The organism is Rothia sp. HMSC066G07 (assembly GCF_001814485.1).
GTDB lineage: Bacteria > Actinomycetota > Actinomycetes > Actinomycetales > Micrococcaceae > Rothia.
The window spans coordinates 33686-46373 of sequence record NZ_KV816924.1; the positions used below are offsets into that span (position 1 = coordinate 33686).

Annotated in this window: 9 protein-coding genes and 1 riboswitch; of the genes, 8 read left to right on the forward strand and 1 reads right to left on the reverse strand. The window is 62.6% G+C overall.

The window, feature by feature from the left end; genetic code table 11:
* Positions 1-1330: 1330 nt before the first annotated feature.
* Positions 1331-1529, forward strand: a riboswitch (FMN riboswitch).
* Between the two features lie 358 nt (positions 1530-1887).
* The 7 genes from pnuC to trpC all read left to right on the forward strand — a co-directional run bounded on the left by pnuC (position 1888) and on the right by trpC (position 9590).
* Positions 1888-2619 (forward strand): nicotinamide riboside transporter PnuC, encoded by a 732-nt coding sequence (gene pnuC, locus HMPREF2971_RS03915; RefSeq protein WP_070691476.1) that lies wholly within the window; start codon positions 1888-1890, stop codon positions 2617-2619.
* Positions 2620-3930 carry a bifunctional diaminohydroxyphosphoribosylaminopyrimidine deaminase/5-amino-6-(5-phosphoribosylamino)uracil reductase RibD gene (gene ribD / locus HMPREF2971_RS03920; RefSeq protein WP_070691479.1) on the forward strand — a complete coding sequence of 437 codons (1311 nt, stop codon included), beginning with the start codon at positions 2620-2622 and terminating at the stop codon, positions 3928-3930. It abuts the gene before it with no gap.
* 265 nt (positions 3931-4195) lie between these two features.
* Entirely contained in the window at positions 4196-5488 is a 1293-nt protein-coding gene (ribB, locus tag HMPREF2971_RS03925) for a 3,4-dihydroxy-2-butanone-4-phosphate synthase (RefSeq protein WP_070678048.1), read from the forward strand.
* Between the two features lie 8 nt (positions 5489-5496).
* Complete coding sequence (locus tag HMPREF2971_RS03930; RefSeq protein ID WP_141755852.1) at positions 5497-6318, forward strand: GTP cyclohydrolase II; 822 nt, start codon at positions 5497-5499, stop codon at positions 6316-6318.
* Between the two features lie 56 nt (positions 6319-6374).
* Positions 6375-6851: a 6,7-dimethyl-8-ribityllumazine synthase gene (gene ribH, locus HMPREF2971_RS03935; RefSeq protein ID WP_005506244.1), complete on the forward strand. Its 477-nt coding sequence runs from the start codon at positions 6375-6377 to the stop codon at positions 6849-6851.
* A 298-nt stretch (positions 6852-7149) separates the two neighbouring features.
* On the forward strand, positions 7150-8760 hold the full coding sequence (locus HMPREF2971_RS03940) for an anthranilate synthase component I (protein ID WP_070691481.1): 1611 nt from the start codon (positions 7150-7152) through the stop codon (positions 8758-8760).
* A 14-nt stretch (positions 8761-8774) separates the two neighbouring features.
* On the forward strand, positions 8775-9590 hold the full coding sequence (gene trpC / locus HMPREF2971_RS03945; protein ID WP_070691483.1) for an indole-3-glycerol phosphate synthase TrpC: 816 nt from the start codon (positions 8775-8777) through the stop codon (positions 9588-9590).
* 355 nt (positions 9591-9945) lie between these two features.
* On the opposite strand, the gene HMPREF2971_RS03950 is transcribed toward trpC, so the two are convergent.
* Positions 9946-11355: an MFS transporter gene (locus HMPREF2971_RS03950; protein ID WP_070691486.1), complete on the reverse strand. Its 1410-nt coding sequence runs from the start codon at positions 11353-11355 to the stop codon at positions 9946-9948.
* 180 nt (positions 11356-11535) lie between these two features.
* Here HMPREF2971_RS03950 and ftsY point away from each other — a divergent pair, with 180 nt between their 5' ends.
* Entirely contained in the window at positions 11536-12645 is a 1110-nt protein-coding gene (ftsY, locus tag HMPREF2971_RS03955) for a signal recognition particle-docking protein FtsY (RefSeq protein ID WP_049354759.1), read from the forward strand.
* Positions 12646-12688: the final 43 nt, after the last annotated feature.

Sequence of the window (12688 nt, forward strand, 5' to 3'; positions counted from 1 at the left end):
TGGGGGCGCTTCGAGGACGGAGCCCCCGCTGCGCATTACCGACACGCCCTTTATAGGGTTAGCAATAAACAGGGTCGCCTGCGATAGATGTCTATCGTAGGCGACCCTGTTTGCGTATGAAGTTTTACTTGCGGGTTAGTTGTTTGAGAGGTTGTACCGGACACCGCTCGCGGGGGAGTGCGGCTTCCGTGGGTTAGTTGTTTGGAAAGTGCATACCGGACGCCGCTCGCGGGGGAGTGCCCCCTCTGCGGCGCTGGGGCGCCTTGAGGACGGAGCCCCCGCTTCGCGTGTCCGGTACGCCCTCTAGGTCGCCTACCCCTCGGGGGAGTAGATATAGATGCTTGGTACCGGGTTAGGGCATTCGGTCAGCTCGCCAAAATTTGGATTGAGTAGGGCTGGTCTGGGGCTGAGTTTCGTGCGCAGCTCGCCTGAGTTTGGGGTGTGCAGGGTTTTACACGTTAAAAACGGGTGGCGTATTCGCTCCGGCACTGCGAATACGCCACCCAAACACACCACACTCCACAAGACAATGCAGAGCGCGCGGGATCAACCATCCCGCAAGGTTCCCGTAACCTCCATCGCGCACCACGGTAGGCGACGACAGAAGAACGGGAGCTTATGGCCGTTTGACACGCACAACGCCCCCTCGTACAGGTATACAAAGGCGCACGTTACGCGTTCTTCCGGAAGTTTATTCGGAAGAGCTCCCACGCCGGTTCCGTTGAGAAAACAATTCGGTGTGGTTGCCTCCCGATGGTGAAGCACCTCAGCATCGTGTGCCGCATAAACCGCGCAGTTTAGTGCGCGCAGATGCTGCGTCGAAAACTATCCAAAGAATGCAGTCCACGGAGTAGTCTTCCAGCTTCAAATGGCAGAAGCTTAAGGGTTTGATGTGAGTGCTCGGATGGTCCGAATCATGTCGCTCTCAACGGAACCGGTTTATCGGTGATGGGAGCTCCTGTAGATAAGAATAACCTTAAATCACCCCTGGAGTAAACCTTAAACCAATAATTTAACCTTATTGTTATAATTCCTTGTCATAAAGGTATTGACGGGTGTTCAATGTGTTCTGGGTAACCCCTCAGAAGGTCCTCATAACTCTTTGGTCTGTTTGGTGCTCTCCACCGTTATGAAACCGTGATAAATCATCCCCGAAAACTTGAAGAATCGGGTTCCAAAACGGTCCCGCAAGTGACTATCGCGAGGGCTTGTTGAGAGGGTCTTGAAGACGCGCTGAGAGTACAGTCATAAAACGTCATCTTGTCACGGAAGTTATCCCAGAGAAAACAAATTAAACCCCCGGCGTGCACTGTGGCATAATCAGTATCAACATCGTGCTCCGGGGTCGGTGAAATTCCGAACCGGCGGTCACAGCCCGCGAACCACTCTCGCAGGCAGGCAAAAAATCGTACGAATCTTCGCATCCGCGCAGGATGCAAGACTCCGCTAGAGAAGCCCGCCCGCAAGAGAGGCCGAACCGGTGAAAATCCGGTGCCGACAGTACAGTCTGGATGGAAGGTAGCACGAGCAGAAAAGGCAGGAGTGCGCTCCGCCGAGCCTCCCGAGAAACCTTGGGACAGCTTGCACCGCGCACCCAATGCAGTTGTTTAAGAGAGCAGTAGCTTTCTGTGTAGCAGGGGAGAGGCACCTTTCGTAGGTGCCGGTACGTTATTCCCCTCGACCGCAGCCTCTGATTTCAGCCACGGTTTTCAGCCACGGTTGGCTGATTCGCCGGTACCGCCTCACCACGGATACCGGGCACCCATAAATCGGGCACTCCATAAGATGCCCGCGGTAGCCGCCCTTTTCTGTTCCTCTCCCCGGAGCCGCCGCAGATGCGCACACAGCGCATCCGACACACGGTCCAACTCAGAGAGGAAAGAAGCAATGGACATCTTGCGGTGGCTCTTCGACGCACAAATTCACGTGGGGGATCAGTCCCTCCTCGTGCGCGAAGTTCTCGGAAACGCATTCGGCCTGGCATCGGCGCTCGGCGGCATGCGACGCAAAGTATGGGCGTGGCCCGTCGGCATTCTCGGCAACCTGCTACTCCTCACCGTCTTCCTAGGCGCCCTCGTCGGTAGCCCGCACCCCGTCACCATGCTCGGCCAGGCAGGCCGCCAAATCATGTTTATTGCCGTGTCCATCTGGGGCTGGCATCGTTGGCGCGCCACTCGCGCCGCCGGTGGTGACGCCTCCGAAGGTGCCGCGGTAATCCCCAAGTGGGCTACCAACACCGAACGCGCAGGCCTGATTGTCGCCATGGTTGCAGGCACCCTGCTGCTCACCCCCATCTTCCGCGCCCTCGGCTCCTACGAACCCGTCTGGTCCGACGCCTGGATCTTCACCGGCTCGCTGCTCGCCACCTACGGCATGGCGCGCGGCTGGGTTGAATTCTGGCTCATCTGGGTTGCCGTCGACCTGGTCGGCGTGCCGCTGCTGTGGAGTGCAGGCTACTACGCGACCTCCTTCATGTACGTGTTCTACGGGTGCTTCACCCTGGTTGGTTTCTTCGTCTGGTGGCGCACCCGCAACCTGGAGGCGCAGAAGACCCAGGTACAGACCCAGTTCCCCGACGTGACCGTTGAAGTAACCGACGTGCAGAAGGGCCGTGCATAAATGCCGCAGAACCCCTCGCAGCAGGTGCTGGCGAGCGCGCACCTGCCCGTAACCGTCACCCCGAGCGTATCTTCGCCGCGCAACGATGTGGACTATTCTGCCGCGGAGTACGGCCACCTCGCCGGGCTGCCCGCCGCACGCACCCTCCAGCTGCCCAGCCCCGAGCAGGAGCTCAGCCACGCAGAAGCCATGACCCTGGCACTGCAGGCGGCACGCCAGGGTATTCGCGGCGCGAATCCCCTCGTCGGCGCCGTCATCACTGACGCGCACGGGCACCTGCTGCACGTGGGCTACCACCGAGGCGCAGGCACCCCGCACGCCGAAGCCGACGCCCTCGCCGCCGCCCGAGCCGCGGGAACCGACCTCACCGGCACCCGCATGTACGTGAGTCTGGAGCCCTGCAACCACACCGGACGCACCGGCCCCTGCTCCCACGCCGTCGCCGAGGCGGGCATTAGCGAACTCTACTACGCCTACAGCGACGACACCGAAAACGCCGCCGGAGGCGCCGCTTACCTGCGCTCGCAGGGCGTCACCGTGCACGCCATGGAGGAGTTCGCGAACGCATCCTACCTGCTGAACGAACGCTGGTTCATTGCCGCCGCCGAACGCCGCCCCTTCATTACCGCAAAGAGCGCCTCCACCCTGGACGGGTTCATTGCGGCAGCTGACGGCACGAGCAAGTGGATTACCGGACCCGCCGCGCGCATTGACGGGCACCTGATTCGTCACCGCGCCGACGCCGTCATGATCGGCACCCGAACCACCCTCATGGACGACCCGACCCTGGACGCGCGCGACGCCAACGGTGAACGCTTCGAGAAGCAGCCGCTGCGCGTGGTCATGGGCAAAACCGAGATTACCGAGAACTACCGCGTGCGCGGCCTCAACCCGCCCGAAGGTGTGGAGGCGGACCCGCAGAACTTCCTGCAGGTCTTCACCCACGACCCGCGTGAACTGCTCGATGAGCTGTACGCCCGCGGGGTGCGGCACCTCATGATTGAGGGCGGACCCGGCATGGTCGGCCTCTTCGCCGGTGAAGACCTCATCGACGAGATGGTCTGGTACCGCGCCCCCATAATCATGGGGCAGGGTAAGAGCGCCGTGTACCGTCTGCTCGTGGACACCCTCGCGCAGGCGCCGCGCCTGCAACTGGACGACCTGGGAATGTTCCCGGCGGTGCGCGTGCTCGGCAACGACACCGCAACCCACCTGGTGCCGGCACCTCGTGGAACGGCGCAAGAACCGGGTGAGCGGCGCACCCTGCCGAAGCTGGACGCCTGCCACGCGCCCGAACCGAGATTAGATTAGCCGAGGCTGGACTAGTCGCGGCTGGACTAGCATCCGCTTGGGCTAGTCTCCCTTGGGTTGAGCGCGGGCGGGGGAGTAGCACCTCAAGGAGCCCCCGCCGGAGCCCGGCTAGTTTGTACCGGCTGGTTCGCATGCTGGCACAAAAGCTCCCCGTCACGGGGAATATTCGAAAAATACGTATAGTTATACCGACGAACAAACCATCGCCGCCCGTCGCCCTCAACGACGACGCCCCGGCGGACACGGCGAGAAAAGGAAAGCACACATGTTTACCGGAATCATTGGCGCCCTCGGCACCGTAGAATCCATCACCCCCATCGAAGGTAGCGACGCAGCCTACCTGACCCTCAACGCCGGAGACATCGTCGCCGACCTCGAACACGGTGGCTCCCTCGCCGTCAACGGTGTATGCCTCACTGCTATCGACCTCGACCAGCTGCAACCCGGCCAGTTCCGCGCTTACGCGATGGGTGAGACTCTGCGCCGCACCAACCTCGGCAACCTGAACCCCGGTGACACCGTCAACCTGGAGCGCTGCCTGCCCGCCGGTGGCCGCCTCGACGGTCACGTCGTGCAGGGCCACGTGGATGCGGTAGGTACCCTCGCATCCGTCACCGCGCACGAGGCGTGGAGCACCCTGCGTTTCAACCTGCCCACCGAACTGGCACCCCTGCTCGCTGAGAAGGGCTCCATCGCTGTTTCTGGCGTGTCCCTGACCGTCACCGCCGTTTCTGAGCCCGGCGAAACCCCCGCATGGTTCGAGGTCGGCCTGATTCCCGAAACCCTGAAGGCAACCAACCTCGGCGCCCTCAAGGTCGGCGACAGCGTGAACCTTGAGACCGATGCGCTCGCTAAGTACGTGCAGCGTCTGACCGCGTTCGCAGGCGTGCCCCAGGCTGACTCTGCACACTCCGGTGAGCAGGTTGCGCCGCGTCGCGCCGACGCTGCAAGCGTCCTTGATAGCGTGCAGACCGCAGTGGACGCTATCGCAGCAGGTCGCGCCGTGGTCGTCGTTGACGATGAAGACCGAGAAAACGAAGGCGACATCATCTTCGCCGCCGAGCACGCAACCCCCGAGCTGATGGGCTTCATGATCCGCTACACCTCCGGCGTGGTCTGCGCACCCCTGAGCAACAAGCGTGCCGACGAGATGAACCTGCCGCCCATGGTCACCAACAACGAGGATCCCAAGGGCACCGCATACACCGTCTCCTGCGATGCGGCATCCGGCGTGAGCACCGGCATTTCCGCGGCAGATCGCGCACGCACCGTGCAGATCCTCGCGGATGCATCCTCGACCCCGGCGGACATCACCCGCCCCGGCCACATCTTCCCGCTGCGCGCCGTGGACGGCGGCGTGGCGGAGCGCCCCGGCCACACCGAAGCCGCAGTGGAGCTCTCCCTCGCGGCGGGTCTATCTGGCGTGGGCGTTATCGCCGAGGTCGTGCACGACGACGGCTCCATGATGCGTTTCGACGCACTGCGCGCCTTCGCAACCGAGCACAACCTGCCCATGATCTCTATCGAAGACCTCATCAAGTACGTAGCTAAGGCGTAGGAGAACGCATGAGCGAAACCCCTAACACCCAGGCAACGCCAGGCACTCCCGCAGAGCTGAGCACCCCCGCGGCTGTCACCTTGGCAGAGCCGGGCACCCTGGTCGAGCCGGTTGAGGCGCAGGCTGAAGAGCTCAGCGCCGAATCCCTGCGCATCGCCTCCCAGCTCGCTGAAGGCTACCGAGTCAGCCCCCTCGACATGGTGCCCAACCCCAGCCCGTTGCTGGTCGAAAGCACCGAAGAGGTCGCCGTACCCACCCCGCAGGGCCTGTTTGGTCTGCGCGCCTGGCGATTCGCAGACGGTGCCGAGCATATCAGTGCCCGCGCTCTCGACCGTGACGGCACCCCCGTACCCGCCGAGGACGGGGGAGCGCCCGCGGTGCGCATCCACTCCGAATGCGCCACCGGCGATATTTTCGGTTCATTCCGATGCGATTGCGGCCCCCAGCTGGAGAACGGCCTGCGCATCATTGGCCGCACCGGCGGGTACCTCATCTACGTGCGCAACCACGAAGGACGCGGCATCGGCCTGGTCAACAAGCTCCGCGCCTACGCGCTGCAGGATGCCGGACTCGACACCCTCGACGCGAACCTGGCGCTCGGCCTGGACGGCGACATGCGCGACTACTCGCAGGCGGCACTGATCCTGCAGGAACTCGGTGTGAACGAGCTGAGGCTCGTGACCAACAACCCCGCCAAGCAGGAGGCGCTCGAAAGCCTCGGTCTGCAGGTCGCCGAACTCATCCCGGATGAAATTCCCGCCCGAGTTGAGAACGCTCACTACCTGCAGACCAAGCGTGAGCGCATGCGCCACGTGCTCAAAAGCGCGTAGCGGCACCCCTGCAAACTAAACTTTTCACAAACCCAGAACCCCACAAGGAGAACACAATGAGCGGCGTAGGCGCAGCAGACACCACCCTCAACCCCGAAGACTACAAGGGCTTCAAGCTCGCAATCGTAGCGGCAAGCTGGCACACCCAGGTCATGGACGGCCTCATCGACGGTGCACAGCGTGCAGCACGCGATGCAGGCATCGAGCCGACCCTCGTGCGCGTTCCCGGCACCTTCGAGCTGCCCGTCGCAGCAACCCGCCTCGCTGAGAAGTTCGACGCAATCGTCGCGCTCGGCGTGGTTATCCGTGGCGGCACCCCCCACTTCGACTACGTCTGCCAGGGCGCAACCAACGGCCTGACCGACGTGTCCGTGCTGACCGGCCGCCCCATCGGCTTCGGCGTGCTCACCTGCGATAACGAGCAGCAGGCACTCGACCGTGCAGGCCTGGAAGGCTCCAACGAAGACAAGGGCTACGAGGCAACCGCAGCGGCACTGCAGACCGCAGCAACCCTCAAGCAGTTCAGCAACTAACACGGCTGAACGGTACGCGGCTCAGTTTCACGAAGAGAACGTTCTGATCTTCACCGTGGAACTGGGCCGTAGTACCGGTTAAACTGAAACAACCCGCGCACCGGGCTTACCGGGATTTATCAGGCATTATCGGGCGTCTATGGATCTGGCAAGTATGCGCCAGAGAGATACACACCGGAACATATGTCCCGGTACCCCATGTACCGGTAAAACCCCATGTACCGGTAAAAACCCCGCGCAGCAGCTAAGGGACACAGCGCACCGACGCGCTCCCAAACCAACACCAAGGAGTACAGCAATGCAGGATTTGGGCACCATCACCCCCAGCCTCGAAGAATTCCGCGCCCGCGCAGCCGGCACCCGCGTCATTCCCGTACACATCAAAATCCTCGCCGACTCACTCACCCCCATCGGCATCTACCGATCCCTCGTACTCCAAAACGACCAGGGCGAACCCGTCGACGCAGCCCACGGCACCTTCCTGCTCGAATCCGCCAAAATCTCCGCAGAAGGCGAATCCGCAGCCTGGGACCGCTACTCCTTCATCGGCGCGTCCTCCCGCTCCACCCTCACCACCGTTGACGGCGCAGTCCACTGGCAGGGCCGCACCCCCGCCGGCGCACCCGTCGACGGCGACCCCGTAGAAGCCATCGCAAAGACCCTGCAGATGCTCTACACCGAACCCGACCCGACCCTGCCGCCGCTCACCTCCGGCCTGGTTGGCTACCTCGGCTGGGACGTCGTGCGCCACTGGGAGCACCTGCCGTTCCCGCCCGCCGATAACGTGAACCTGCCCGAATTCGCGCTCAACATGGTCTCCGACATGGCAATTCACGACAACAAGGACGGCACCGTCCTGCTCGTCGCCAACGCCATCAACTTCAACGGCACCAGCGAAAACGTTGACGGCGCCTACGAGGATGCCGTCGCGCGCCTGCACAGCATGCTCCGCCGCCTACAGCGCGGCGCCACCGCAACCACCTCCACTCTCTCCGGCGTGGCAGACGTTGACCGTAAGGTCCGCGAAGACGTCACCCTCACCTGGAGCGAACAGGGCTTCAAGGACGCCATCGACCGCTCCAAGAAGAACATCATCGACGGCGACGTCTTCCAGATCGTGCTCTCACGCCGATTCGAAGCCGAAACCAACGCCAAGGCACTCGACGTGTACCGTGTACTGCGCCAGTCCAACCCCTCGCCGTACATGTACCTCTTCAACTTTGAAGACAGCAACGGCACCCCCTTCCACATCGTCGGCTCCTCCCCGGAGGCGCTCGTCACCCTCAAGGACGGCATCGCCAGCACCCACCCCATCGCCGGTTCCCGCCCGCGCGGCGCAACCCGCGAAGAAGACCTCGCACTCGCCGAGGAACTGCTCGCCGACCAGAAGGAACGCTCCGAACACCTCATGCTCGTCGACCTGGCACGCAACGACCTCTCGCGCATCGCCAAGCCCGGAACCGTATCCGTCGACCAGTTCATGATTATTGAGCGATTCAGCCACATCATGCACATTTCCTCCGCCGTCAGCGCCGAACTCGACCCGCAGTTCAGCGCCTACGACGTGCTGCGCGTCGCCTTCCCGGCAGGCACCCTCTCCGGTGCCCCCAAGCCGCGCGCCATGCAGCTCATCGACGAATACGAACCCACCCGCCGCGGCGTCTACGGCGGCGTATGTGGCTACTTCGACTTCGCCGGCAACATGGACATGGCAATCGCCATCCGCACCGCCGTACTCAAGGAAGGCACCGCCTACGTACAGGCAGGTGCGGGCCTCGTCATGGACTCCAACCCGGACTCCGAAACCCTCGAAACCGTCAACAAGTCCGCCGCCCCGCTGCGCGCCGTGCTGACCGCCTCCGGCCTGGCACCCCTGGACGCAGACGCAGCCGTCAACGCCACCAAGTAACCCAAGGAGACACCATGAGCACCGTTCTCGACGAGATCATCGTCGGCGTCCGCGAAGACCTCGCCGCCCGCGTACAGCAGGTTTCCCTCGAAGAAATGAAGAAGCGCGCCCTCGCAGCCGCCCCCGCCCGTGACGCGCTTGCCTCCCTACGCGGTGAAGTACCCGGCGGCGGCAACGGCACGACCGCACGCATTATCTCCGAGGTGAAGCGCTCCTCACCCTCCAAGGGTGCGCTCGGCGAAATCCCCGACCCCGCCGCGCTCGCCGCACGCTACGAGGCAGGTGGCGCCGCAGCAATTTCCGTGCTTACCGAGCAGCGCCGCTTCAACGGCTCCCTCGCCGATCTCGATGCAGTCCGCGCCGCCGTGAACATCCCCGTACTCCGCAAGGACTTCACCGTCGACGAGTACCAGATTTGGGAGGCCCGCGCGCACGGCGCCGACCTGGTGCTGCTCATCGTCGCGGCCCTTGACGAGAAGACCCTGCGCGAGTTCCTGGAACTCACCGAGTCGCTCGGCATGAACGCCCTGGTCGAGACCCACACCCCCGAAGAGATTGAGGTCGCCCAGCGCATCGGTGCCAAGATCGTGGGCATCAACGTGCGCAACCTCAAGACCCTTGAGGTCAATAACGAGCACTACGCATCCCTCGCAGTGCACCTGCCCGACTCGGTGATTAAGGTTGCCGAGTCCGGTGTCGCCGGCATCGAGGATGTGCGCGCCTACGCCGGTGCCGGTGCGGATGCAATCCTCATCGGTGAAGCGCTGGTTCGTTCCGGCGACCCCGAAGGTACCGTGCGCGAATTCTCCCAGGTGCCCGTGACCCGATAGGGGGTGCTAAGAGAAGGCGACCGGAACACACGAAGCGGGGGAGTGCCCCCTCATCGGTGCCTGAGGCACCTCGAGGACGGAGCCCCCGCTTCGCGTGTCCGGTACGCCCTCTAGGTCGCCTATCCCTCGGGTTGGTTGAGATAGATGCTTGGTACGTGGGTACCTTCTCCAGTTAGCTTGCCTCGGGTCGGTGATAGAAGGGGTTGGTCTGGAGTTTCCTTCTCGGGTCAGCTCACCCGATTCTGGGGTTATCCTGTCGGATTTTCTTTATCTATTTCCCGAACATAAGCCTGGTAAGTAAAAAGCCGGTGCCTACTTCGCAGCAGGCACCGGCTTTTCACATGTTATAGAGTGCTTAGCGGCCCGTGTAGTCGGCGTCCGCAATATCCTTCGGCCAGCGAGCCTTCTGGAACGGAGCCCACGTGAAGGCCGCCGCCACCAGCAGCAAGCCGCTCAACACAAACGCCGGGACGAAGCCCCACGCATCCGCAATGAGACCGGCCACCAGCGGGCCCAGAATCATGCCGAAATCGCTGCACATCTGATACACCGCCAACACCTGGCCACCGCTACGGCGAGTACCAATCACATCAGACACCGCAGCCTGAATCGACGGACCCATAAACGCCGCCCCAATACCCAGACACGCCGTCAACGACACAAACACCCACGCCACCGGCGCGAAACCCATAAACGTCACCGCAGAACCCGCCAACAGCAGACCCGAAAACGCCATCACACGGCGACCAAAACGATCCGAAAAACGACCCGAGAACGTCTGCGTCAACGCATTACCAAACGAGTTCGTCGCCATCGCCAAAGACGCCAACAAAGTACCCGCAACCGAATTCGACATATCGCCACCAGTCGCCAAATACGCCGCCGCCAACGGAATAATCGACGACTGCACACCAAACACCGACCAGCCAATCGCCCAGTTCGAAACCAGCGCAGAACGGTAATTCGTAAACTTCAACGCGTCACGAACCGTCATCGCAGGCAGGTCGCTCTTACCCGAAGAATCTCCAGGCTTAGCGCCCTTACCGGATGCGCCAGCCTGAGTGTCAGCAGGGGAAGGCGCCGCCGACGGCAACACCCCGGTGCCCTTACCCTCAGCCAGTGCCGCCGCCTCCATAATCGCGTCGCGCTCCGCCTCCAGCGCCGCCTGCGACGGCATCAAGAACCACACAATCAGGCCCGCCGCCAGCAGCGAAAAACCATACACAATGAATGGCGCACGCATACCAAACGGTGCCAGCGCGCTCGCAATCACCGGGCCCAGCAGGTTACCCAGCAGGAACGCCGTCGCATAATAACCCGAAATACGGCCGCGCATATGCGCCGGGGACAGGCGTACCAGCAGACCCATCGCAGAGACCGTGAACATGACCGAGCCGATACCTGCCACCGCACGCGAACCCAGCAGAACCCAATAATCCCAGGCAAACGCAATCATGAACGACGTCACCGACACAATCAGCATGCCAATCGTGTACACCGGACGCTCACCCCAGCGGGTAATCATCTGACCCGCCGACGGCGCGAAAATCAGGCGCGTAATCGCCAACGCAGAAACCACCATCGTCGCCATCGTGACCGTCGCGTTAAAGTTCTGCGCATAGTTCGGCAGCACCGGTGCCACCAAACCAAAACCCACCGCAATCATGAACGAGGCAGCAATCAGAACCTTCAAGCCGGTCGGCACACGGTTCGGGTCAATCGTGCGCGGGTCAAAAACAGGCGGTGTTTTGGCAGGGTTCCTCATGTTCATCCTCGAAATCGTGCGGTGCCGTGCGGCAGCCGCGGGCCCCACCCGCAACTGTCAACCATGTGTTCGGCTAAAAAACTTAACAGTGTCCAGTCTACTCCGCCGACAGCCGGGCATGCGCGTCACCTCGACCAGCCAAACCGCCCAAACCGGTAAGCTAGTAGTGTGAATGAAACGATGATGATGATTTGCGCGATTGTGCTGGGTGTACTGGTTATTGCCGGTGTGCTTTTCGCCGTTCTGCGCCGACCCAAGAAGACCGCGGACCTGCAGTCTTTGCGCCAGGAGGCGGCTAAGGCCTCCGGCGGTTCGGCAGAAGAACCCGAAAGCTCGGCACCTCGCGCTATTGAACTTGATATGCCCGACCCGTCCGCGGGTCGCCTGGTGCGTCTGCGTGCCCGCCTGGCACGCTCCAACAACATGCTCGGCAAGGGCCTGCTGGCTCTGCTTTCTCGCGACCGCATCGACCAGGACGTCTGGGACGAGGTCGAGGAAACCCTGCTGCTTGCCGACCTGGGTTCTGAGCCGACTACCCGCCTGGTGGAGGCGCTGCAGCAGCGCGTGCGCGTTGAGGGTACGAGCAACCCCGCTGCGGTGAAGAAGATGCTCCGCGAGGAGCTCGTGAAGATTGTTCGCCCCGACATGGACCGTGAACTGAAGACTGCCGGCAGTGACGGTAACCCCGGCGTGGTGCTGGTTGTTGGCGTGAACGGCGTGGGTAAGACTACGACCGTCGGTAAGATTGCCCGTGTGATGGTCGCTGACGGTCAGACCCTGCTCCTGGGCGCCGCGGATACGTTCCGTGCGGCCGCCTCTGAGCAGCTGACCACCTGGGGTGACCGCGTGGGCGTGAAGACCGTGCGTTCCGAGAAGGAAGGCGCCGACCCCGCATCCGTCGCGTTTGACGCTGTGAAGGCTGGCAAGGAGCAGGGCGTCGACACCGTGCTCGTGGACACTGCGGGCCGCCTGCAGAACAAGTCCGGTCTGATGGATCAGCTCGGCAAGATCAAGCGCGTGATCGAGAAGGAAGCGCCGGTCACCGAGGTTCTGCTCGTGATTGACGCGACCACCGGCCAGAACGGCATGGTTCAGGCGAAGGTCTTCGGCGATATCGTGGACGTCACCGGTATCGTGCTGACCAAGCTCGACGGCACCGCGAAGGGCGGTATCGTGGTCGCTATCCAGGAGGAGCTCGGCGTTCCCGTCAAGCTCATCGGCCTGGGTGAAGGTCCGGACGACCTGGCGCCGTTCGACCCGGAAGCATTCGTGGACGCACTGCTGGACTAGCATCCTCATATTCCGCCGAGAAGCCACATGTGTTTCGAGAAGC

Bases quoted from the DNA above. Each gene is read 5' to 3' on its own strand.
- ribH (WP_005506244.1), top strand. From the start codon at position 6,375: ATGAGCGGCGTAGGCGCAGCAGACACCACCCTCAACCCCGAAGACTAC.
- HMPREF2971_RS03940 (WP_070691481.1), top strand. From the start codon at position 7,150: ATGCAGGATTTGGGCACCATCACCCCCAGCCTCGAAGAATTCCGCGCC.
- ribD (WP_070691479.1), top strand. From the start codon at position 2,620: ATGCCGCAGAACCCCTCGCAGCAGGTGCTGGCGAGCGCGCACCTGCCC.
- ftsY (WP_049354759.1), top strand. From the start codon at position 11,536: ATGATGATGATTTGCGCGATTGTGCTGGGTGTACTGGTTATTGCCGGT.
- pnuC (WP_070691476.1), top strand. From the start codon at position 1,888: ATGGACATCTTGCGGTGGCTCTTCGACGCACAAATTCACGTGGGGGAT.
- HMPREF2971_RS03950 (WP_070691486.1), bottom strand. From the start codon at position 11,355: ATGAGGAACCCTGCCAAAACACCGCCTGTTTTTGACCCGCGCACGATT.
- ribB (WP_070678048.1), top strand. From the start codon at position 4,196: ATGTTTACCGGAATCATTGGCGCCCTCGGCACCGTAGAATCCATCACC.
- trpC (WP_070691483.1), top strand. From the start codon at position 8,775: ATGAGCACCGTTCTCGACGAGATCATCGTCGGCGTCCGCGAAGACCTC.
- HMPREF2971_RS03930 (WP_141755852.1), top strand. From the start codon at position 5,497: ATGAGCGAAACCCCTAACACCCAGGCAACGCCAGGCACTCCCGCAGAG.